Annotated in this window: 17 protein-coding genes, 1 tRNA gene and 1 pseudogene; 6 read left to right on the forward strand and 13 right to left on the reverse strand. The window is 52.7% G+C overall.

Translation table 11 applies throughout. From position 1 onward, the window contains the following. Nucleotides 1-34 precede the first annotated feature (34 nt). From RNAN_RS06040 to RNAN_RS06050, 3 genes are read left to right on the forward strand one after another with little or no spacing between them, the layout of a single operon-like run. Entirely contained in the window at nucleotides 35-268 is a 234-nt protein-coding gene (locus RNAN_RS06040) for a helix-turn-helix transcriptional regulator (protein WP_008219847.1), read from the forward strand. Beyond that, nucleotides 268-528, forward strand: coding sequence for a hypothetical protein (locus tag RNAN_RS06045; protein ID WP_008219849.1), 261 nt, complete (start codon nucleotides 268-270; stop codon nucleotides 526-528). The genes RNAN_RS06040 and RNAN_RS06045 overlap by 1 nt, the downstream gene beginning before the upstream one ends. Beyond that, entirely contained in the window at nucleotides 521-2,458 is a 1,938-nt protein-coding gene (locus tag RNAN_RS06050) for a replication endonuclease (protein WP_008219851.1), read from the forward strand. The genes RNAN_RS06045 and RNAN_RS06050 overlap by 8 nt, the downstream gene beginning before the upstream one ends. Here the strand turns inward: RNAN_RS06050 and RNAN_RS06055 are convergent. The 3 genes from RNAN_RS06055 to RNAN_RS06065 all read right to left on the reverse strand — a co-directional run bounded on the left by RNAN_RS06055 (nucleotide 2,415) and on the right by RNAN_RS06065 (nucleotide 5,195). After that, the gene (locus RNAN_RS06055; protein WP_008219853.1) at nucleotides 2,415-3,833 is read right to left on the reverse strand and encodes a hypothetical protein; all 1,419 of its coding nucleotides are present in this window, start codon (nucleotides 3,831-3,833) and stop codon (nucleotides 2,415-2,417) included. The genes RNAN_RS06050 and RNAN_RS06055 overlap by 44 nt on opposite strands. Continuing rightward, the gene (locus tag RNAN_RS06060) at nucleotides 3,834-4,952 is read right to left on the reverse strand and encodes a nucleoid-associated protein (RefSeq protein WP_008219856.1); all 1,119 of its coding nucleotides are present in this window, start codon (nucleotides 4,950-4,952) and stop codon (nucleotides 3,834-3,836) included. 166 nt (nucleotides 4,953-5,118) lie between these two features. Next, a tRNA-Arg gene (locus RNAN_RS06065) sits at nucleotides 5,119-5,195 on the reverse strand. 13 nt (nucleotides 5,196-5,208) lie between these two features. Here RNAN_RS06065 and RNAN_RS06070 point away from each other — a divergent pair. Next, nucleotides 5,209-7,296: an ATP-binding protein gene (locus RNAN_RS06070; protein WP_008219858.1), complete on the forward strand. Its 2,088-nt coding sequence runs from the start codon at nucleotides 5,209-5,211 to the stop codon at nucleotides 7,294-7,296. A 138-nt stretch (nucleotides 7,297-7,434) separates the two neighbouring features. After that, nucleotides 7,435-9,612, forward strand: coding sequence for a M3 family metallopeptidase (locus tag RNAN_RS06075; protein ID WP_008219859.1), 2,178 nt, complete (start codon nucleotides 7,435-7,437; stop codon nucleotides 9,610-9,612). Between the two features lie 176 nt (nucleotides 9,613-9,788). Here RNAN_RS06075 and pmbA read toward each other — a convergent pair whose 3' ends face one another. Then, on the reverse strand, nucleotides 9,789-11,135 hold the full coding sequence (gene pmbA, locus RNAN_RS06080) for a metalloprotease PmbA (RefSeq protein WP_008219861.1): 1,347 nt from the start codon (nucleotides 11,133-11,135) through the stop codon (nucleotides 9,789-9,791). Between the two features lie 117 nt (nucleotides 11,136-11,252). Here pmbA and yjgA point away from each other — a divergent pair, with 117 nt between their 5' ends. Beyond that, complete coding sequence (gene yjgA / locus RNAN_RS06085) at nucleotides 11,253-11,771, forward strand: ribosome biogenesis factor YjgA (RefSeq protein ID WP_008219864.1); 519 nt, start codon at nucleotides 11,253-11,255, stop codon at nucleotides 11,769-11,771. 196 nt (nucleotides 11,772-11,967) lie between these two features. Here yjgA and RNAN_RS06090 read toward each other — a convergent pair. The 9 genes and pseudogenes from RNAN_RS06090 to RNAN_RS06130 form a co-directional block, all read right to left on the reverse strand. Continuing rightward, nucleotides 11,968-12,966 (reverse strand): annotated as a pseudogene (locus RNAN_RS06090) (branched-chain amino acid aminotransferase); the annotation flags it as partial. Between the two features lie 53 nt (nucleotides 12,967-13,019). Further along, entirely contained in the window at nucleotides 13,020-14,462 is a 1,443-nt protein-coding gene (tldD, locus tag RNAN_RS06095; RefSeq protein ID WP_008219867.1) for a metalloprotease TldD, read from the reverse strand. Next, on the reverse strand, nucleotides 14,459-15,304 hold the full coding sequence (locus RNAN_RS06100; protein ID WP_008219869.1) for a carbon-nitrogen hydrolase family protein: 846 nt from the start codon (nucleotides 15,302-15,304) through the stop codon (nucleotides 14,459-14,461). The genes tldD and RNAN_RS06100 overlap by 4 nt, the downstream gene beginning before the upstream one ends. Further along, a complete protein-coding gene (locus RNAN_RS06105; RefSeq protein ID WP_008219871.1) occupies nucleotides 15,297-19,172 on the reverse strand; it encodes a YhdP family protein in 3,876 nt (1,291 codons plus the stop codon). The genes RNAN_RS06100 and RNAN_RS06105 overlap by 8 nt, the downstream gene beginning before the upstream one ends. Next, on the reverse strand, nucleotides 19,172-20,638 hold the full coding sequence (gene rng / locus RNAN_RS06110; RefSeq protein WP_008219873.1) for a ribonuclease G: 1,467 nt from the start codon (nucleotides 20,636-20,638) through the stop codon (nucleotides 19,172-19,174). The genes RNAN_RS06105 and rng overlap by 1 nt, the downstream gene beginning before the upstream one ends. Then, the gene (locus RNAN_RS06115; RefSeq protein WP_008219875.1) at nucleotides 20,635-21,210 is read right to left on the reverse strand and encodes a Maf family protein; all 576 of its coding nucleotides are present in this window, start codon (nucleotides 21,208-21,210) and stop codon (nucleotides 20,635-20,637) included. The genes rng and RNAN_RS06115 overlap by 4 nt, the downstream gene beginning before the upstream one ends. A gap of 10 nt (nucleotides 21,211-21,220) precedes the next feature. Next, nucleotides 21,221-21,703 (reverse strand): rod shape-determining protein MreD, encoded by a 483-nt coding sequence (mreD, locus tag RNAN_RS06120; RefSeq protein WP_008219878.1) that lies wholly within the window; start codon nucleotides 21,701-21,703, stop codon nucleotides 21,221-21,223. After that, complete coding sequence (mreC, locus tag RNAN_RS06125; RefSeq protein ID WP_008219879.1) at nucleotides 21,696-22,565, reverse strand: rod shape-determining protein MreC; 870 nt, start codon at nucleotides 22,563-22,565, stop codon at nucleotides 21,696-21,698. Before mreC ends, mreD begins: the two co-directional genes overlap by 8 nt. A gap of 29 nt (nucleotides 22,566-22,594) precedes the next feature. Next, nucleotides 22,595-23,638 carry a rod shape-determining protein gene (locus tag RNAN_RS06130; protein ID WP_008219881.1) on the reverse strand — a complete coding sequence of 348 codons (1,044 nt, stop codon included), beginning with the start codon at nucleotides 23,636-23,638 and terminating at the stop codon, nucleotides 22,595-22,597. Between the last annotated feature and the right edge of the window lie 125 nt (nucleotides 23,639-23,763).

Raw genomic sequence — 23,763 nt, forward strand, 5'->3', positions numbered from 1 at the left:
ATCTCCCCGTTCATCAACGCACAGGAGATCACACATGAACACACAGGGTAAAAAAGTCTTATCAGAAATCGAAACCGCCGAGTATATCGGCATGAGCCGGTCTTTTCTGCGTCAGTCACGCATGGAAGGCAACCGCGCCAGCCGCACCCCTGCCCCGCCTTTTGTCAAAATTGGCCGCTCGGTTCGCTACATTAAGGACGACCTCGACAAATGGCTTGATAGCCTTCAAAAACTGGAGCATTTAAGCCAGTGCGGAGGGACGCTCTAATGGAAAAGCTCTCTCCTAACGTGCAGCAGCTTTATAGCTGGTTGCAGCGCGGTAATGCCATTGAGCAATGCACCCACGCTGGCCGCAGTATTGGCCTAATCAGAACGGTTGGCAGTGAAGCGCCTGAAAGTATCAAGGCGGCGTTTAACACGCTGTATCAGTATGGCCTGCTAAAAGAAACCGAATTTTTTGAGTTTGGTATGCGCTGGTCACGCTTTACTGCGAAAACGGCAGCCGTAAGCGAGGTGCAACATGGCTGATTTTCAGTACAGCAAGCTAAGCCTTGTCATGCAGAACATGGATGCTAAAAATGCCAACTACTTTAACAGCCTGCACCGCGACGACAGACTGTTTTTACAACAGCGTATTGAGCATTTCCCCACTGCCATTCAAAACCTGCTGGTGCACCGCTACAAGTCACAACCTGATCAGGTGAAAGCCAATATTGATTTACGCCATACCACTGACACATTAAGCGCCCTGCTACCGGTATTTTTACGCAATAACTTTAACGCCAGTGAGGATGAATTACGGGATTTGGCACAAGTGTATGCGGATATGTGCCGCGATAAAATTCTAACCATACCGCGCCAGCCGCGAAACAGCGTTAAGGCGACAGGGCAGGATATTTCAAAAAGCTGTTTAAAAAATAGTGCCGACAATTCAGACACATTTTTAAAATTGGCCTTAACGCACTTTCAACCAGATTCTGAAATTTTTAAGGTCGGATTTTTAAAAACTTCAAAGCAGGTTTCTAAATCCGTTAACGCTACATTCCGCGCCAGCGCTGATAATTTTAAAAATATTCCGCAAAAAAATCCCGTTAACGCCTTAGTGCGAACTGATGCGAACGCAACCGACAACGCAGAGGCCGAAAATTCCGTTAACGCCTCGCTCCGCAATGAGGCGCAATTATTGGCCTATGAAAAATGCGCCAACTTCGTTAACGGATTAGGGCTAACAGCACCGACACCTGACAAAAGCAAAACCCTAAGCGGTTGCATTAAGCGTATGCAAGACAAACGCTGGTGGCTTAAAACACTGCGTAAAGTAATTATGCGTAAAACCGAAGAGTGCATGCTGCAGTTAAATAAGGTGCATAAACACGCCGGTATTTACTGTAGTGACATTACCGCCAGTAACCGCAGATTTCAGAAAGCGCGCCAGCTGAAAATGATGGAAGGCATCAGCTTGGTAAACGAGCATGATCAGCGCTATTCACTGCGCGAAATACACGACCTGAATCCATCGAACCCGATTAACCGGCGCAACGAACTGATGACCCGTATGCGCGGCTTTGAAGATATAGCCAAAGAGCTGGGGCATATTGGCGATTTTATCACCTTAACCTGTCCGTCAAAGTATCACGCTGCTTATGCTAAAAGTGGCGACCGTAACCCAAACTGGCAAGGCTTTACGCCGCAGCAAGGCCAGCAATATTTATGTGGTATTTGGGCAAAGATACGCGCCGAACTCGACCGGCAGGAAATACGCACCTATGGCCTGCGCGTAGCCGAACCGCAGCATGACGGTACACCACACTGGCACTTAATGCTGTTTGTCGAACCTGAGCATTTAAACGCATTCAGAGCGGTGATTAATCACTATGCATTTGAGGAGGACGGCGACGAAGCCGGAGCCAGAGAGAACCGCGTTAAGTTTGTTGCTATTGACCCAAACAAAGGCTCAGCTACCGGCTATGTCGCAAAGTACATTTGTAAGAATATCGACGGTGCAAACCTCAATGAAGGCGCTTATGGTGAAAACCCGATTGAAGCCGCTGAACGCGTGGAAGCCTGGGCAAGCTGCTGGGGCATACGGCAGTTTCAGCAAATTGGTGGTGTATCGGTAACGGTATGGCGCGAACTTCGCCGTCTGCGCAAGCTGGAACAGCAAGACATCACGTTAACAGCCATTCATCAGGCTGCAGATAGCAGCAACTGGAAAAGCTTTGTCACGCTTATGGGCGGAGTGTTCTGCAAACGCAAAGAGCAAACCATCAGGCCGCATTACGATATTGAGATAGACACTGAAACCGGCCAAATCAGTACAGACTATTACGACGGCTTTATAACCACTAAGCTAAAAGGCATTTGCTACTTAGGCCAAGCCATAATCACCCGCCTGCACCAGTGGCGGCTTGTAATCAGTCAAAGCGCTTTTCGCTCTCACTTGGAGTTCTGTAAATAACTGTACTTATGTTTTTTTTATTAGTCAGTTTTAGAATTAAAAAGATTAAAGTTACCCAAATAAACAATACAAAATAAACTGGCATAGAACTAAAGCCGTAAACCCAGCCAGACTCGACAGTTCCAACGACGGCGACTATTAAGAAAAACCAAATTGCACCTCTCATGAACAACAGCCTATTAGTTATTAACCGGAGTCTTTTATCAAAATCCGAACTAAATCCGTCGATTAGATCTGCAATTTCACTTTTCTCAGTCGTTGGCTCATTCGACAATCTCAACCGTCGATGAAACCGTAACAATGAATTGAGGGTTCTAAATTTAACCTGACCAATTAAATACAACTGACTCTCTATTTGAAATGATACGACAACCGTACCAAAAAGAACAACAATGCATAAGCCAAGAGAAAATGACCAATCAAAATTAGGGCTTCTAAGGACAAAAAGCCACAGGGCGAACAATGATGGCACTGATAAAGTTTTTACAACAACATCACTGACTAAATCATTCGCACTTTTTATAGCATTGTGAATATATTCACCAACTTCATTAGAAAACTTATTAAAAGAGAAACCTCGTATGTAAATCTCATAGTTAGCTCGATATCGCTCTAATATATCCGACCAATTTAAAGCCAAGTAATATATTGTCGAATCACCATCTTTTGCGAAGGTTAAAAACTCCCATATGGCAATTCGTAGCGTAGATAGTTTTTCTTCTTTATGAGGCGAAACGTCAGATGAAGTTAATTCACTCAGTAAGGTTAAATCTGGTGCACGCTCTAACTGAAGTAATTCCTCACTAAAATTCAACTCAATAGACTTTGGCGACAGGCTTCTATTATCTTCGTCACTTATAACCAGTATCGCTCTACTACTGCCGATGGGGGTGACATCATGGTAGTGGCAAATTTGTTTAATATTATTAATAAATAAACAGATATTTTCTAAATTCTCAATCAGAGGCTCATTCTTATACTGCTTATCAATCGGATAAAAATAATCAACATCAACAAGAAAAAACTGCTCAGGAAGCTTTCCTTTATTTAGTGTTTTTGCCCTACTGGCAAGATCGCCAATATTTAAATAGAACTGTCCGTCACTAATTCTCGACAGCTCTACTTTGACTAAAGATGCTTGTTCGCCAACTTTTTGTTTTAGCGCATGCGCGCAGTCTGAACTGCCATTAAACCTTTGCGTTCCAATGACAACCTCTGCCGAAAAACCAGAAGAGTGGCAACTCCAAAGCCCACATACTGCATTAACCAAATCCTTTGTTAAAGTTATACGTCTGGCTAAAAAAGTATGGTCTTGCTTTATTTCAGGCAAACCTAATAATCGGTATATGCTAATTGAATATGCCAGAGGTGACACTTAGTTTTCTCGCTCTCTAAGGACTTCCTCAATTTTCGTTCTAATTTTATCAGATAGATTTCTGATAGTTATGTACCCACCACCATCATCGGGACAAAACTGAATGTCAGCAGATGAATCAGTGCCGAAAACTCTTTTCTCAAAATTTAGAGACCAACTGCCGCTAGAATCTTTTAACAGTACTTTCTTTGCTTTCCTAAGCTCACCAGAGTGAGTATAAAAAGACTCAGGTACATTAAATGGAGGGTTGTTCGCAAAATGCACAAAGGTATCATTAAATTCTTCTGCTAACTCGACTGGAATTAAAGAATTAACAACATGATTTATATCATCAATTGAGCATATCTTGTCATCTCTTGATAAAACATCTTCAAGCAATTCTACAACGCGATCATGCGCATTATTTGCGAGATGTTCTAGTCTCTCATCACGCTCAAAAAACTGTTTAACCGCTTCGATAGCATTTTTAGTGGATGTTGCAGATTCAATGGCGTTAGTACAACCGAATGCCGAGATAAAATACCCTGAAGCACTTTTATTACTTTTTGGACTGATGAATGTTAGGTAAGCTCCATTAATAGGATCACCTAGTTCTTGAGACTCTCTTGCGTCCATGAAAGCTGATATATTAATTCTAATAGCTTGATGAATTTTAGATAAATCAACTTCTTGGATTACTGTAGGTTCAAGATTTACGAGACTTATCCCGTCTTTTTTCTTTACCATCGCAGCGAGTACATAACCGTGCCCACTTTGCTGGTAATATGCGAAGACGACATAACCTCCTGTAGCGAAATTCTGATCCCCAGATTTCTCAACTAAGTTCACCATCGCAGAATTTGTGAGAGTCAAAAAGGCATCGTCATTACCAATACTATCCACAAAATCTAAAAACTGAGACGGGAATGTGTAAGCACCATCAGTGTCGAATGTTCCTTTCGATGATGCATTTCCTTTAGTGCCATATAGCGATTGGATGCTTTTGACTAACTCGTAAGTCGGTTCGGAAGTAACATCTAAGAGAGTTTCTGCCTCAATGTAATGGGCCTCAACTGCTGGCGAATCATCTCTCGCGGGCTCTTTAACTAGTTCATGAATTACAGCGCAAATTAGCTCCATTACAAATCCCTTTTTGTCTCAATTTCAGTGTCAGATTACACATTTAGTCTAAAAAGAGAAGTATAAAATTTAGATGCTATGCAACTTAACTGCTATAAATGCGCTATAAAATTTTCTTTCAGGCATAAAAAAAGGTCTCGCTTTTCAGCTAAGACCTTGATTTATATGGCGCACCCGATAGGATTCGAACCTATGACCTCTGCCTCCGGAGGGCAGCGCTCTATCCAGCTGAGCTACGGGTGCGCAATCTGCAGTGATGCAGAAGCTGCGCATTATAGACAGCCTTGTGGTGTGTGTCTATTGCCTGACTGCGCGTTTTTTCAACACTCAGTTGCATTGTGCTTATTTACAAGCCAAATACCTTAGCGCTATTGTGTTTACCGGCCTTCCCTGCTGGACTCTGCGTGAACGGATGCGTAACAAAACCTTATTAACTTTTTGGCAATGGCTGTTGCTGCTGGCACTGCTGCTGGGTGCGGTGTGGGCCACCGAAACCCTGGTAACACATGAACAGCAGCACCAGCGCAGCCAGCTGTTACGCCATGAAATTGCCAGTGCCGGCCAGCTTAGAGCCTTGCTGGAGTCTGAGCTGAATATTCCGCTGTATCTGACCATTGGCCTGGCGGCGCATGTGCAGGCCAATAACGGCGATATTTCTCCCACTGAAATGCAGTTACTGCTGCCCGAGCTGGTGCACCAGGCGCGGCATATCCGCAATATTGGCATTGCACCTGGCAATACCCTGCGTTATGTGTACCCGCTGAGCGGCAACGAAAAAGCCATTGGCCTGTACTACCCCGACTTAACCGAACAATGGCCGGATATTGAAGCCATTATTGCCAGGCGCGAAGCGCGTCTGGTAGGCCCTATTGCACTGGTGCAGGGCGGCAGTGCCTTTATTTACCGGCTGCCGGTGTACCTGAACGCCGATGATTACTGGGGCATTATCAGCACTGTGGTCGATATTGGTTCAGTATGGGCCTTGCTGCAGCGACAAACTGCCGAGCAGGAAGTGCAAATTGCCATTCGCAGCTTGGGCGCCGCCGGCAAACCCAGCCCGGCATTTTATGGCGATGACAGCCTGTTTTATGACGACAGCCTGCTGCTGGGTATTAGCCTGCGCGGCGCACTATGGCAAATGGCGCTGCGCTCGGTGGCGGCCGTACCCGACCGTAGCGGCCTGATCCGCCTGCTAAGTTACAGTATCAGCGCGCTATTACTGGGCTTGCTGCTGTGGCTGTTTATGTCGCGCCAGCGTTTACGCCATAGCATGTATGCCCAGCAGCGCAGTAAACGTTACCTGCAAAGCATTATGGATAATGTTAACGACGCCATTATAACCACCACGCCCGATGGCGTGATTGAGCAGGTAAATTTGTCCTGCCTGCCGATGTTTCATTACACGGCCGGCGCCTTAATTGGCCAGCACTGGTCGATGCTGCTGGCCGAGCCGGAAAAGCTGGCCGAGCTGTATAGCGCCACCTCCAATGCCAAAAGCGAATTTGAGACCGAAGGCCGCCGACGCGATAACAGCCTGTTTCCTATCGCCGTGAACCGCAGCCATATTCAGCTGCAAAAACAAAGTAAGCAGTTACTGGTGCTGCGCAATTTAACCGAGCGGCAGCAAACCGAGCAATTAAAACAACAGTTTATCTCAACCGTTAGCCATGAACTGCGCACGCCCCTCACCTCGGTGTCGGCGGCACTGGGGCTGGCTGTCTCCGGCGCACTGGGTGATTTAACCGAGTCGCAGCAGCGAATGTTGAAACTGGCCCATACTAACTGCCAGCAACTGAACAGCCTGATTAACGATTTACTTGATGTAGAGAAAATTGCCAGCGGCACCATCAAGCTGGAGCTGACGGCGCTGGCGCTAACGCCGCTGCTGGCAGACTGCATTAGTGAAATGCAGTTATTGCAGCCGGGCATGTTACTGCAGCTGGACTGCCCGCCTGATTTAACACAGCTGGTGGTTAATGCCGATGCCGGCCACTTGCAGCAAGTGGTGCGCCATCTGCTTAGTAACGCCGTCAAGTTCTCGCCCAAAGGCGGCACGGTGCAGGTTAGTGTCAGCCTGGTGGGCGCTAATGTGCGGGTTACGGTAACCGATCAGGGCCAGGGCGTGGCCGAGCATTTTGTCCCCCGGCTGTTTAGCCGCTTTAGCCAGGCCGACAGTTCTGATCAGCGCTTACACAGCGGTACCGGCCTGGGGCTGGCCATTAGCCGCAGCCTAATCCAGCAGATGCATGGCAGTATGGGCTACTACCCGGCCGCGCTGCGTGGCAGCTGTTTTTACTTCGAACTGCCTTATCTGCCGGCACTGCAGCCGAAACGGTTGCCCTAAGCCGGTTTTTGTCTTAATTTGTTGGCAACTGGCTGCAAAGCGGGTGTATTAGTGCCAGCTTTTGGCATACTCGGCAGTGCAGCTGCGCCCAGGCGCATTAATTACAACAAAGGTCCTACATCTTCCAGGGAGATATCCATGCGTAAAACGCTTATTGCCAGCGCTATTGGCACCGTACTGGCACTCAGTGCCTGTTCTGATAATACTGCACCGCAGCAAACTGACACAGCACAAAGCCAGCAACAAGCGGCCCCGGCGGCCGATGTTACCTCAACCAACCCGTTAATGGTTAAAAGCATGCTGCAATACGAAGCCCCGAATTTTGCTGAAATAAAAGACGAGCACTTCCTGCCAGCCTTTGAAGAAGGCATGAAGCAGCACATGACTGAAGTGCTGGCCATTGCCAACAACCCTGAGCCGGCTACTTTTGACAATACCCTGGTGGCGCTGGAAAAAAGCGGCGAGCTGTTAACCCGCACCTCGCGCGTGTTCTACAACCTGGCCGGTTCAGACTCTAACGAAGCACGGCGTAAAATTCAGTCAGAAATGGCGCCAAAACTGGCGGCGCACTCTGACAACATTAACTTAAACCCACAGCTGTTTGCCCGTATTAAAAGCCTGTACAACCAGCGTAACGAGCTACAACTGGACAGCGAAGCGGTACGTTTAATTGAAGTATATTACGAGCGCTTTGTCCGCGCTGGCGCTGAGCTGACCGACGAGCAAAAAACCGCTATCCGTGCCTTAAACGAAGAACACTCTAAGCTGACGACCCAGTTCTCGCAGAACCTGTTGGCCGAAACCAAGAATATCGCCGTAATAGTTGACACCAAAGAAGAACTGGACGGCTTTTCTGATTCACAGATCACAGCTGCCGCTAATGCCGCCAAAGATGCCGGCCATGACGGTAAATACTTGATCAGTATCACCAACCCCACACGCCAGCCTGCCCTGACGCAGCTGAGTAACCGTGAGCTGCGTAAGCGGATCTGGGAAGCGTCAGCCAACCGGGCGCAAAGTGGCGACACCGATAACCGGCCACTGGTGGCCCGTTTAGCTCAGCTGCGTGCCGAGCGCGCCAAGCTGTTAGGTTATGACAACTGGGCCAGCTATGGCCTGGAAGCACAAATGGCGAAAACACCGCAAGCGGTGTTTGATATGCTAGGCAGCATGGTACCGGCGGTCGTCGCCAACACCAAAGTAGAAGCCGAAGCCATTCAGGCGATGATTAAGCAAAAAGGCGGCGACTTTGAGCTGCAGCCGTGGGACTGGGAATACTACGCTGAGTTTGTCCGCCAGGCGAAATACGATCTGGATGAAAACGAAGTGAAACAATACTTCGAATTTGACCGCGTATTAAAAGATGGCCTGTTCTACACCATGAACCGTCTGTACGGTATTACCTTTAAAGCGCGGCCGGATCTGCCAACCTACCACCCGGACGTTGACGCGTACGAGCTGTTTGACGCCGACGGCACCAGCCTGGCCATTTTCTACGCCGACTACTTTGCCCGCGAAGGCAAACGCGGTGGTGCCTGGATGAGCTCATTCGTCGGTCAGTCACACTTACTGGGGCAAAAACCGGTGGTGGTTAACGTGATGAACATTCCCAAAGCACCAGAGGGCGAGCCCACGCTGGTCAGCTATGACCACGTAACGACGATGTTCCACGAATTAGGCCACGGCCTGCACGGCATGTTCTCAGACGTGAAATACCCGACACTGGCCGGTACCTCGGTATCACGTGACTTTGTTGAGTTCCCGTCTACCTTCGAAGAAGACTGGGCCGCTAACCCGGAAGTGATTGCTAACTACGCCAAGCACTACAAAACCGGCGAGCCAATCCCGGCCGAGTTGCTGGAAAAGGTGATGAAGTCACGCAGCTTTAACCAGGGTTTTGATACGCTGGAATATATCTCCGCAGCGCTGCTGGATATGGAATGGCACTCACTGTCAGCCGACGAGCCGCTGCAGGATGTCAACGCCTTTGAAGCCGCGGCACTGAAAAAACACGGTGTGAATTTAGCGGCTGTGCCCCCGCGTTATAAGTCGACCTTCTTCTCACACTCGATGGGCGGTGGCTACTCAGCCGGTTACTATGCCTATATGTGGAGTGAAATTCTGGCAGCGGATGCGTTTGCCTATGTGCAAAGCCAGGGCGGCCTGAAGCTGGAAAACGGCCAGAACTACCGGAAAAACATTCTGTCTGTCGGTAACTCGCGGCCGCCAATGGAGTCTTACAAAGCCTTCCGTGGCCAGGAGCCGACCACAGATGCACTGTTAATCCGCCGCGGTTTAAAAACCAAAGTAGATTAATGATGCAACTTGACGAACCGATTTGCTTACGTCAACACGCCGTGAACCCATCCCTGGGGGCTCGATTCGGCCGTCCAGGCCTGCAACGGTTGACTTAAAGCAAGTCGCTTCTCACTTAAGCTCAGACAAAAAAGCCCGGCTGATAACGCCGGGCTTTCTATTTACACCAACCGCACTTAACTGCCGGCCACCTGCATCTGGCTTACCAGCACCGAGCCGGTTAATACGCCGCCACGCCGGTCAATATCGTTCCCCACCGCCGCAATTTGCATAAAGATGTCTTTTAGATTACCGGCAATAGTTACCTCAGACACCGGGAACTGGATTTCACCATGCTCGACCCAAAAACCGGCGGCGCCGCGCGAGTAATCGCCGGTGACGGTATTGACGCCCTGGCCCATAAGTTCGGTCACCAGCAGGCCCTTACCCATAGTGCGGCACAGCTGGCGTAAATCTTCATCGCCGTGGCTGACCAGCCAGTTATGAATACCGCCGGCATGGCCGGTGCTGGCCATACCCAGCTTACGGGCCGAGTAACTGGTGGTCAGGTAGGTGGTCAGTACGCCCTGCTCAATCACGGTTAAGTCACGGGTTTTTACCCCTTCGCCATCAAAGGGGCTGGACGCCAGCGCATTGCGTAAGTGCGGTTGCTCAACAATGGTCAGCCCCGGCGCCATTACCTGCAGGCCGACTTTATCCAGCAAAAAGCTGGACTTACGGTAAATGCTGCCGCCACTGATGGCCGACACCAGGTGGCCAAACAGGCTGCTGGCAATATCAGCGCGAAAGATCACCGGCACTTTTTGCGTGGCAATTTGCCGGCCATTCAGCCGGGCGACGGTTTCCTGCGCGGCTTCGCGGCCAATTTGCGCCGGGTCGAGCAAGTCGTTGTAGCGGCGCGCCACGCTAAAGCTGTAGTCGCGCTGCATATCTTCGCCTTCTTCACCTATCACCACACAGCTAAAGCTGTGACGGGAGCTGGGATACCCTACCAGCTGGCCGTGGCTGTTACCGTAGACTTTCAGGCCAGTGTGAGACGAGAACGACGCGCCCTCGGAGTTGGTAATACGGCTATCGGCAGCAAAGGCGGCCTCTTCGGCGCGGGCACACAGGCGGATTGCTTCTTCGGTGCCAATACTGTCCGGGTGATATAAATCCAGATCCGGCGGTGATAACTCCAGCCAGCTGGCCTCGGCAATGCCGGTATGCGGATCTTCTGAGGTATACCGGGCAATGTCGGCCGCGGCTTCTACCGTGCGCTTCAGTGCCTGCGGGCTTAAATCAGCCGTAGAAGCCGAGCCTTTACGCTGACCAAAGTACAAACTGATGCCCAGGCCACCGTCCTGGTTAAACTCGACGGTTTCTACCTCGCCGTGGCGGGTTTCCACACTTAAGCCTTTGGTGCGGCTCATCGACGCTTCGGCGCTGCTGGCGCCTAATTGTTTGGCATGTGCCAGCACCTCGGCGACGGCCTGTTTTACTTCGTCAATTTCCTGCCAGATTGTCGGTTGTGTTTGCTGCATAATCTCGGTTCAGCCAAATTATTTGCCACAAGCTTACCATAGTCTGACAAAGCTGGCTGCTGCTGCGCAGCGCGATCATGTATACTTAGCGGCATTACTACTAAGAGTGACCTTAACATGACCGATTTTATTCACGGTGACACCTGGGACGAAGAAGAAGGCAAGAGTAAGTCGCAGGTAAAACGGGAAATGCACGAGCTGCAAAAGCTGGGTGAAGAGCTGGTGGCGCTAAGCGCTGCCGCCCGCGCCAAGGTGCCGCTGGACGATGAGCTAAAAGACGCGCTGCAACTGGCCGACAAGCTGGGCAATAAACGCGAAGCGCTGCGCCGCCATATTCAGTTTATTGGCCGCTTAATGCGTAGCCGCGATTTAGAGCCGATAGAACAAGCGCTGGCGATATTGCGTAACACTAACCAGGCGGCGACAAGGCAGTTTCATAAAGTGGAGCACTGGCGTGACAAGCTGTTAAGCGACAATGACGCCTTAACCGAGTTTATTGCTGCCTACCCGGACGTAGACGTACAGCAGCTGCGCCAGCTTATTCGTAATGCGAAAAAAGAGCAGGAAAAGCAGCAGCCACCAAAGTACTACCGCGAGCTGTTTCAGCTGATTAAACCGCTGATTATCACTGAATAAGCGCGATTGCTGGTCGGTGTACAACGCCGTTGTACTCGCCACAGCGGAACTCGGGGCAATCCTGCCCCTCATCTGGCGGGCCAGCTACGCTGACGAAATTCGTTCCGGACGAATTTCTTACCCGCCTTCGCTTAGCACGAAAAGGGTCTGTGGCTGCGCCAACGGCATTGACAACCTTAGTGCCAGCCGATAACTATTAACACACTTTAGTTAGCCAGCCATGCGTATCGGCAGCTTTGCCCCACTGAATATCATTCAGAGCCTGGCGCAGCGCATTGGTGGTGGCGCCGCCCTGCCCTGTGCCCACCTGATACTCTTTACCGCCATGAATTAACGTACCCACCGGCGTTAATACCGCCGCCGTGCCGGATAAAGCGGCTTCGGCGCCCGGTTTTACCGCCCGCTCTAACAGCTCATCTACCGTGAGTTCACGCTCGGACACCTTCATGCCCCGGTCGCGCGCCAGCGTCAGGATAGAATCACGGGTAACACCGTGTAAAAAGCTGCTGTCCAGCGCCTTGGTAATAATTTCATTGCCGTCGATCAGCAAAAAGTTTGCCGCACCGGTTTCCTGTACATCGCCGTTAGGGCAAAACAGCACCTGATCAGCCTGCACCGCAGCGCGGGCTTTCATAATCGGCTGCAGCGCGCTGGCGTAGTTGCCGCCACTTTTTACCATACCCATATGGGCAGCGCAGCGGGCGTTATCTTCCAGTAATAACCGTAGCGGCTTGGCGCCACCGGCAAAGTAATCACCTACCGGTGATAACAGCACATACAGCATTGACTCTAAACTGGGGGCGGCTGCCTTGCCAATCGACGCTTCAGTACCAATATGCGTTGGCCGGATGTACATAGAACCCGGCGGGTTAGGCACGTCAGCGGCATAATGCTTAACAATATCGATGATCATCTGGCTTAGCATAGCGCCGTTAATTTTTGGCAGTGACAGCAGCTCACTACTTTGCGCCAGGCGGGCGACGTTTTTGTCCATCCGGAAAATATAAATGCCGCCATCCGCGTGGCGAAACGCCTTTAACCCTTCAAAACAGGTACTGGAATAATGCAGCACATGGGCGCCGGGATGCAGACTAATGCTGTCTACCGGCACCATTTCGGGGCGGCTCCACTGTGACTGGGTATAACGGGAAATCACCATCTCTGGGACAAATACGGTTCCAAACGCTGCCATTTTTGCTCTCTTCCTGCTGTTTTGTTATTGCCCACCGCCGCGGCGGTGGTTGGTTATTAATGTGCGGTGCCGCCGACGGTCATCGCGTCCAGTTTCAAGGTTGGCTGGCCCACGCCCACCGGCACACTCTGGCCTTGCTTGCCGCAAACACCGACGCCGGCGTCCAGCGCCAAATCATTGCCCACCATCGACACCTGCTGCATGGCTTCCGGCCCCATACCAATTAAAGTGGCACCTTTAATTGGCGCGGTAATTTTACCGTTTTCAATTAAATAGGCTTCCGAGGCGGAAAACACAAACTTACCTGAGGTGATATCCACCTGGCCGCCGCCGAAATTCGGCGCATAAATGCCTTTTTTCACGCTGGCGATAATCTCAGCCGGATCGCTGTCACCGGCCAGCATGTAAGTGTTGGTCATGCGCGGCATCGGTAAATGGGCGAAAGACTCGCGCCGGCCATTGCCGGTGGGCGCCACGCCCATCAGCATGGCGTTATGTTTATCCTGAATATAGCCCTTTAAGATGCCGTTTTCGATCAGCACATTGTGCTGGCTGGGTACGCCCTCATCGTCGACGTTTAACGAGCCACGCCGGTGTGCCAGGGTGCCGTCATCAACAATAGTACACAGCTTGGACGCCACTTGCTGGCCAATACGGCCACTAAAGGTCGATGACCCTTTACGGTTAAAATCGCCCTCCAGGCCGTGGCCGACCGCTTCGTGTAACAAGACGCCGGGCCAGCCACTGCCCAGCACCACCGGCATAGTGCCGGCCGGTGCGTCGATAGCGGTTAAATTCACCTGGGCCTGGCGTACCGCTTCACGCGCATAGTGCTGCCAGCGCGGCGCATCGTCCAGCAGTTCAGTAAAGTAGCTATAGCTGGTGCGGCCGCCACCGCCGGCACTGCCGCGCTCACGCCGGTCGCCCTGTTGCAGCAGGACCGAGCAGTTAAGCCGTACCAGCGGCCGGATATCGGTAGCGTAGGTGCCGTCACTGGCGGCGACCAGAATTTCTTCATAGACGCCGGATAAACTGACCATCACCTGCTCGGCGCGGTTATCCAGCGTGCGGATATAGGCTTCTATCTGATGCAGCAGCGCCACTTTTTCGGTGTTGCTTAAGCTTTGCAGCGGCTCGCACGGCAGGTAAATATTGCTGTTGCCGCTTTTACTGAAGGCTTTTACCCGGCCGTGCTGGCCCTGAGCGGCAATGCCGCGGGCGGCTGTGGCCGCTTGTTTTAGCGCCGCGCTACTGATGGTATCGGCATAGGCAAAACCGGTTTTCTCGCCACTGATGGCGCGCACACCGACACCGCGCTCAATATTAAAAGAGCCGTCTTTCACCAGGCCATCTTCCAGCACCCAGGATTCGTGCACGCTAGACTGAAAGTACAGATCGGCAAAGTCCAGCTGATGGTCGAATAAATAGCCCAGCGTGGCCTGCAAATCGTTATCGGTCAGGTCGGAGGCGGTGATCAGGTTCTGCTCTGCTGCAGTCATGGTTTGAGCTCACTGTAAAAACGGTTATGGTGCGCCAGCGGCATCTTCTGCTGCAGCCGGGCGCATTCGGTTACATCTATTTGCGCCGATACCCACCCTTCGGCGTTGCCGGCATCTGCCAGTACGCGGCCCCAGGGGTCGACGATCAGGCTATGGCCATACGTCTCGCGGCCATTGGCGTGCACTCCGGTCTGGTTTGGCGCCAGCACAAAGCACTGGTTTTCTATGGCACGGGCTTTGAGCAGGGTGTGCCAGTGCGCTTCGCCGGTCACCCGGGTAAAGGCCGACGGCACCGTTAACACTTGCATGCCCCGGCTTGCCAGCGCCTGCATCAGGCCGGGAAAGCGCACATCATAGCATATCGATAAGCCGAGCTTCAGCTGAGGCAGCTGCACCAGGCTGATTTTTTCACCGGCATAAGTGCTGGCCGACTCACGGTAACTGCCGGTGCTGTCGCTTAGTTCGACGTCGAATAAATGCAGCTTCTGATAATCGGCCAACAGGCCGCCATCGGGGCCGAATAACAGGCTGCTGGCGCTAAAGCGCTTGGGATCCGGGCTGCTGGTAGGCAAAGAGCCGGCCAGTAAATAGACGCCAAACTGTTGCGCTAACGCGGCGCAGCGCTGCTGAATAAGCCCCTGGCCCAGCGGTGCCTGATATTGCAGCTGTAAACCTTCACCACCGCCAAATACCGCAAAGCACTCGGGCAGCGCCACCAGATGTGGCAAGCCATCGCGAAATTGCTGCTGTAGTTGCTGCAAATAACGCGCTACCGCCGCCAGATTCTGCTCTGGCGCGGGGGTGCTACACAGCTGAATTGCACTAAGGCGCCAGTTAGCCATTGGGTGGTTTAGGCTTGTTAGCGGGCTGACGGGCGGCCGGCAGCTCAATCACAGCTTCGGGCTGGGCTACGCGCACCGGTACCGGTACTTCGGTGCTATGGCGGTTCACTTCAGTTACCACCGGCTTGTCAAAACTGCCGGTGACGGTAAAGTTAATTTTCGAGATCACCTCAGCGCTTTGAAACACTTCATCCAGCGCCAGCGCAGCCAGGCCGGTGGCCGGGTTGACCATCCAGGCAATAATCACCGGCAAACTGGAGGTAACCTTGGGCGAAAAGGCCATCTGATAATCTAACTCTTTACTGACCAGATCGGCATAACCCTGAATTTGCAAATTACCCGGCACGCCATCGATAACGGCATTACTGGTTTGCGCCACACCCTGGCTGATCTCCAGCTTGCCGCTCATGCTGTTGTAAAAAAAGCCTTTGGCAAACACATCGCGAAAATCCAGCCGCAGCTTACGCAATAAGGAGTCGAGACTGAAAATAGAAAATAACCGCGAGCCCTGATCGCTGACTTCCGTTAGCGCCCCCTCTCCCAGCGTATAGTTTACCTGGCCGGATAAATCGGCCAGCTGGTATTGGTTTGGTGCACCAGGCCAGCTCAGTGCAAACTGAATGTCAGCGCTGCTACCCGACACCGCCGAAGTTAACTGAAACTCATCCAGCATGGTGCCCAGATTATTGCTTTGCAGCTGGCCGTTAAACTGACTGACGCCGGCAGCGCCATCGTCCTGCCAGTAACCACTGGCGCTTAGCTGATGTCGTTTATAACGGGCATTGAATTCCGTAAGTTGCCAGCGATCGTTACTGCTTTGGCTACGCGCACTGACCTGACCAAAGCGGTAAGCTCCCAGGCTACAATCGGCACAGTTCACCCTAATCGGCGGCAGCTGCAATAACCAGCGCTGGGCGGTTAAGGCCAGTTTTTCGGTAACGGCGGCCGCTTCTGCGCTGGCATCGGCTGACTCGGCCAAGGGCAGGCGCAGGTAATCCAGCTGGGCGTTAATGCCTTGCTGTTGCCAGTCTTTACTAAATTGCCAGCGGCTGGCCAGCTCAGTGGCGTTCAGTTGCAGCTGCCAGTCTTGCTCGCCCTGGCTGGCATCAAATACCGCATTATTTAACGTAATACCCGGTGCCAACTGCAACACCGCTATTTTGCCACGCACCGACGCCAGCGGTGGAAATAGGTCTTCGCCGCTGCCCTGCGCCGCCTGCAGCTGCGCCTGGATCAGATCAAACCAGGCGAGAAAATCCAGCTCGGGCAAATTCAGGCTAATGCTGAAATCTTCTTTGCTCTGGCTGGCCGGCGCTTTGCCCAGACTCAGCTGTGCCTGCCGTAACTGCGGCGCCTGATGCAGTAAGATGGCATTAAACTGCAGCGCCTGGCCCAACTCCAGGTTAATGGCCGATTGCGTCTCATCGCCGGTCAGGGTTAATTGCAGCGGCTGCTGGCTGGCGGCACTTTTATAATAAGGCGCCGGTAATAATAGTGCGGTAGCATCAAGATCGGACTGCAGCTGCGCCTGGTAGCGCATGCCCTCATCGGCCAGTGTCAGCGCCAGCTCGGCCTGCCAGTCGGTGGTACCGGCAATTAAGGTAGCCGCCGGCGCATACAGCGCCTCCAGCAATGTCTGGCTATTGTGGCGGCCCGCCAGCGCCAGTGCCAACTGATAGCCGTCGGCTGAATTATCGCCGTTAACATCGACACTTATGGGTAAGCCGCGCCAGGTTAGTGTCAACTCACGGGCATCGATTTTCTCGTTGGTAAACTCCAGCTTGCCGCTTAACTGGGTAAACTCGACGGCCGGTGCCTGCAGTGCCAGGCTGGCATTGGTAAACACCGCTTCGCCACTGGCCACCACCTCGTTTTGCCGCAAGCCAATCAGTAAATCGACGTCGGCGGCCACAGTGCCATTAACCCCGAGGTGCGCTAAGGTTTTGCCTAAATTATCTGCCAGTGGCGATTGCAGCATTAACGCCGTAACGCTGCGGGCTTCTACCGGCTGCGCAATATGAATATTCAGATACTGCGCATCAAACAAATCGGTGATGTCGGCCTGCACACTGTTGCTCAGGCTGATACTGTCCAGCATACCGCTGTGGGCGTTAATTTGCATGGCGGCGTTTTCAAACCATAAACTGGCGTCAAGAGCGCTCAGCATCGGCCAGTCGGGGGCAAACGCGAACTGGCCCTCCGTTAGCGCTGCGCTAACCTGAAATACGCCCTGCTGCTCACGGTAAGGGAAATCGGCCGGCGCACCATGCCACAGCAAGGTGGCGCTGTTAAGCTTACCGCCGACGATGGCATCGGTCAGATATTCGCGGGTGTCCTCTGGCATATAACGCTGTGGGTAATAGCGATAGGCATTAGCGGCATTCACATCAGTAACACGGGCTAATATCTGCAAGCGCTGATCCAGCTGCAGCCGGGCATTCAGTGTCAGATCCTCATTAGTCAGCTGCAATTTAGGCATCAGCAGTTGCAGGCTGCCATCCTGTTGCCGGCGCAGATAAGCGGTGGCCGCCAACTGCTGATATGGCATAGGCGCCGCAAACAGGCCATCCCACTGTAATTCACCCTGCTCGCCGCTCAGGCTGAGTTTAGACACGGTGTTGCTAAGCAGAAACTCACCACTGACCCCACTGACGCCGGGAATATCGCCCTGCGCCTTGCTGCTGACAGCAACCAGCTTACCGGCCAGTTGCCATTGCCCGGCACCGATGCGCCACTGCAGTTGCTGTAACTGCCCCGACGGCTGATAGGCCAACACCTGTTGTAACGGCGCGATATCTTCTGCCAGCAACTCGGCCAGTGGTATTAGCGCCTGCATATCGAAGTTGGTTAGTCCGCCTAACCAATAGCCCTGACGGTATGCCAGTTGCAGCTGTAAATCTTGCCATTGCTGGCTATTGGCCGTTAATGTCAGCGCGCTGGACGACAGGGTCCAACCATCGGCCTCCGGCTGCCAGAGTAACTGGCCGCGCCCCAGGCTTAACTGCTTTTGCTCGCCTTGCTGCTGCCAGCTAAGGCTATTGTCGGCCAGCTCGACCTGCATGCGCCGCAGTAAGCCATTATCAATACGGCCCCAGGCCTGAAAATTAACACTGGCCTGCTGCAGTTTCTGGCTCGGCGGCAGCACACTGGCAAACCAGGGCAGAATATCCAGCTTGTCGCTTTGCAAATACAACTGACCAAAGGCGTCGGCCAGGGTGTCGCCGTACAGATCCAGCACCACTGACACCGTATTGGCGGTAACACCAGCCAGCGACAACTCACCACTGCCCTGATGGCGGTTCCCTTTGTTGCGCCAGTCCAGCTGGTTAATATTAATCACCACGTCGTCCTGCTGTGGCTGCTGCACAATCAGCTGGCTGTCCGTTAATGAAAAATAGGCCAGTTGGCGAAACAGCAACTGCTCCAGCGCCGCTAACACCGGCGCGGTGTCCAGCTCAGCGTCCGTCGGGCCGGCCAGAATACGGTTGCTGTCTAAATAATAGCGTAAGCCGTGCAGCTCAAAATGCTGCGCCGTTAATTGACGGTTTAACAGGCTGCGCCAAAAATCCAGCCGTACCCGGGCTTCGGCAATATCGAGCTGTAACTGCTGCTCTGCTGAAGAGAGCTCGACCTGACGCAGTAACAAGGCTGGGCCAAATTTTTGCCAGCCAGCGCTCAGCTCACCGATACGAACCGTAGCATCGTAGCGCTCACTAATTAAGCGTTCTAATTCATGTTTGTAGTTGTCAGCATAAGGCAGGCTATAACGCAGCACAGAGATCAGCACAGCCAAAAGCACCAGCAACAGCGCCAACGCCAGCCAGACCTTGTGTAAGCAGTAAAAACACCACCGCGTTGCTTTGTGCACTACATCATCACCACGTCAAATTGCTCCTGAGTGTACAAGGGTTCGGTATGAATACTGATTTGTTTACCAATAAACACCTGTAGTTCCGCCAGGCTATGAAACTCATCATTGGTCAGCGCATCTTTTACCGCTGGCGACACATACACGACAAACTTGTCGGCCGCATAAGCCCGGTTTACCCGTACAATTTCGCGCAGCACTTCAAAGCACACCGTTTCGACCGTTTTTAAACTGCCGCGCCCCTCACATACTGGACACTCAGAGCAGAGAATATGTTCCAGACTTTCGCGTGTTCTTTTCCGGGTCATCTCGACCAGCCCCAGTGCCGAGAAGCCGTGAATGTTGGTTTTGGCTCTGTCACGCGCCAGCGCCAGCTCTAAACTGTGAAACACCCGCTTTTTATGCTCACTGCTTTGCATGTCGATAAAATCGATAATAATAATACCGCCCAGATTGCGCAGCCGAAGCTGGCGGGCAATAGCCTGGGTAGCTTCGGTATTGGTATTAAAGATGGTTTCTTCCAGATTACGATGGCCGACAAAGGCGCCGGTGTTAACATCAATAGTGGTCATCGCTTCGGTCTGGTCGATGATCAGGTAGCCGCCGCTTTTTAGCGGCACTTTACGCTCCAGCGCACGCTGAATTTCGTTTTCCACGTCAAACATGTCGAAAATGGGCCGCTCGCCGGGGTAATACTCCAGCAGCGGGGATAAATGCGGAATAAACTCTTCGCAAAAAGCCGTCAGCTGCTGATAGGTGAGCTTGGAATCTATCCGCACCCGCTCCAGCTCCGTGCCGACAAAGTCACGCAAAATACGGTAGGCCAGCGTCAGATCTTCATACACCACGCCTTCTTTGCGGGTTTTTTGCTTGCGTTTTACTACTTTGGCCCAGAGCTTTTTCAGGAATTTCGCATCTTGCGCCAGCTCCTCTTCTTTGGCGCCCTCGGCCGCCGTGCGGACAATAAAGCCGCCGCTGTCGTCCAGGTACTGGCTGACAATGTCTTTTAAGCGCTGGCGTTCGCTGTCACTTTCCAGCCGCTGCGACACCCCTACATGCGGCGAGCCGGGCATAAAGACCAGATAACGCGATGGCAGCGTAATGTCGGTAGTTAAGCGCGCGCCCTTGGTGCCCAGCGGATCTTTAACCACCTGCACCAGCAGATACTGGCCTTCGCGTACCAGCACACGGATATCCTTACTTACCGGCGGCTTACCCTCCAGCTCGGTCAGGCTGTCATGCTGTACTATGTCAGAGGCATGTAAAAACGCCGCTTTGTCCAGGCCAATATCGACAAAGGCCGCCTGCATGCCCGGCAACACCCGGCTGACTTTACCAACATAAATATTGCCCACCAGCCCCAATTTGGCCTGGCGCTCGATGTGCAGCTCCTGCAGTACACCGTTTTCAATCAGGGCCACCCGGGTTTCACTGGGGGTGACGTTGAGCAGTAATTCTGCGCTCATGCTTGCTCCTGCCAGTTTTGCAGTAACTGTTCGGTTTCACACAAGGGTAGCCCAACCACGCTGCTATAGCTGCCATTAATGCGCTGCACAAAGCGGCCACCCAGGCCCTGAATACCATAACCGCCGGCTTTATCCTGCGGCTCACCGCTTTGCCAGTAGCGGCTGATATCTTCAGTGCTTAACGGCCGAAAGCACACTTCGGTGCTAACCAATACGCTTAGGCTACGCCGCTGATCCAACAAGGCAACGGCCGTCATCACCTGATGGCAGCGCCCGGACAGCAGCTGCATAGTGCGGCTAAACTCAGCAAAATCGGCTGGCTTACCGAGGATCTGATTATCAAGTACCACTATGGTGTCAGCTCCCAGTACCGGCATTGGCTGAGCTAACCGGCTTAAGCCGGCACGGGCTTTTTGCTCGGCCAGGCGCTGCACGTAATGCGCCGGCGCTTCAGCGTGTTGCACACTTTCATCTATATCGGCTTTCACCAGACTGAAGGACACGCCCAGTTGCGTCAGCAATTCGCGCCGGCGTGGTGAGGATGAAGCAAGGGCAATAACAGGGTAGCTCATTACAAAGTGATCATTGGATTTTTAATTGTCGCCGGTAGCGGCGCAACAACCAGAATAACCAGGGCCAGACCAGCATACCGGTAAGCACCGGCCACAAATATTGCGGCCGGAAATACACACCGGTAAGAAAGTGACTGAGCCAGAATAACAACAGTTGATACAGCGCCAGCAACATGCCCAGCAGCAGCGACTGCTGCACCACAGAAAAATTGCGCATCTTTAAATGATGCTGCGCGACAGCAAAGATCACCACGGCAAACGCCAGCGCATTGACCCCAAGCACAGTGCCCACCAGCACATCGACAATAAAGCCGGTAAAAAAGGCCGTCATGACACTGACCCGCTGCGGCAGCGCCATGGTCCAGTACATCAGTACCAGCAGCGCCCAGTCGGGCCGTGCCAGTTTGACCATTTGCGGCATTGGCATCACTGTCAGCAGCAGGGCAACAAAAATAGATAAATAAATAAAACCCAAGCGCTGCGGTTTACGCATCTGGCACCTCTGGCGGGGCTTGCGTGGTTTCCTCCGGCACCGATGGCAGCGCGGAAATTAACAGCACATGGCGCACCCGATCCAGCCGGGCATAAGGCTCGGCATACACCAGCATAAAGGGCTGGCTGGCATCCTGACTGATGCGTACCACCCTGGCTACCGGATACCCTTCCGGAAAACGGCCATCCAGCCCGGAGCTTAATAACCGGTCACCCTCGCGGATATCGGTGCTGTGTGGCAGGTGCATCACCCGCAGTAAATCCCACTGGCCTAAGCCTTCTACGATGGCCCGCACGCCGGTGCGCTCTGCCCGCACCGCCAGCGCGTGGGTATTATCCGAGATCAGCAGCGCCCGGCTGCTGGTGGGGCCAACGCTGACCACCTGGCCCACCACGCCTAATTCGTCAATCACCGGCTGGTGTTCGCTGACACCATCTTTACTGCCTTTATTCAGCACCACCTGATGGCTAAACGGATGGCTGTACACCGCCAGCACCTCCGCCACCTGCCGCTGTGCCGGCAAGGCTGCGGAAGAGCCCAGCAGGGCGCGCAGCTTATCGTTTTCCTGCTGTAAAAAACCCAGCAACTGCAGCTTACCGCTTTGCTGCAGCAGGGTTTCTTTTAAGCGGGCATTTTCTTCCAGCACGGCCTGTTGCGACATAAATTGCTCAGAGGCGCCGGAAAACAGCGCCTCAGGTAAGCTGGCCACATAAAATAACGGACTCACGGCAGCAGTAAGGTAGCTGCGTAATTGGGTAGAGCTGTCGGTGTAGCGGTCGAGAAACATTAAGCCAGCACTTAACACTACGGCTAACAACAACCGCAGTGGCAAAGATGGGCCCCGGCTATAAATTTCATTCATACAGTTACTGGCATCGGCGCCATGGTCAGTTAGTCATAACTGAACACATCACCGCCATGCATATCGATCATTTCCAGTGCTTTACCACCACCGCGGGCAACACAGGTTAGCGGGTCATCAGCCACCACCACCGGAATGCCGGTTTCTTCCATCAGCAGCCGGTCTAAATCACGCAGCAAGGCGCCACCACCGGTTAATACCATACCGCGCTCAGAGATATCTGACGCCAGCTCTGGCGGCGACTGCTCCAGCGCTACCATCACTGCGCTGACAATACCAGCCAGCGGCTCTTGCAGCGCTTCTAAAATTTCATTGCTGGTCATGGTAAAGCTGCGTGGTACACCTTCGGCCAGGTTGCGGCCGCGCACTTCAATTTCCAGCACATCATCGCTGGGGTACGCTGAGCCAATCTCAGTTTTAATCCGCTCTGCTGTGGCTTCACCAATTAAGATGCCGTAATTACGACGGATATAGTTAACGATGGCGTCATCAAACTTATCGCCGCCAATACGCACAGAGGATGAGTACACCACGCCGTTTAGCGAGATGATAGCCACTTCGGTAGTACCGCCACCAATGTCGACTACCATAGAGCCGGTCGCTTCCGACACCGGTAAACCGGCACCAATGGCTGCGGCCATCGGCTCATCGATTAAATAAACTTCACGGGCTCCGGCGCCCTGGGCAGACTCACGAATAGCACGGCGCTCTACCTGGGTAGAACCGCACGGCACGCACACCAGCACGCGCGGGCTGGGGCGTAAAAAGCTGTTACTGTGCGCCTGGCGGATAAAATGCTGCAGCATTTTTTCGGTGACGTAGAAGTCGGCAATCACGCCGTCTTTCATCGGCCGGATGGCTTTAATATTACCCGGTGTGCGGCCCAGCATACGCTTCGCCGCATGGCCTACCGCGGCCACGCTTTTCGGCCCACCGGCCCGCTCTTGCCGTATGGCAACTACGGACGGCTCGTTCAGCACTATGCCCTGATCTTTAACGTAAATCAGGGTATTGGCTGTACCTAAATCAATGGATAAGTCGTTGGAGAAGAGGCCGCGCAATTTATTAAACATGAAAGAACCGGATCCTTATAAACCTGGGCAAGGCAACACGCCCAGCACTGCTCACATCAGTATAACAGTGGTGGTAAACATAGCTGGGGTTATTCTAAGTAACTCCCCGGCAGGTGAATAGCTTT

Origin of the sequence: Rheinheimera nanhaiensis E407-8 (genome assembly GCF_000296695.1) — a bacterium.
GTDB classification, from domain to species: domain Bacteria; phylum Pseudomonadota; class Gammaproteobacteria; order Enterobacterales; family Alteromonadaceae; genus Alishewanella; species Alishewanella nanhaiensis.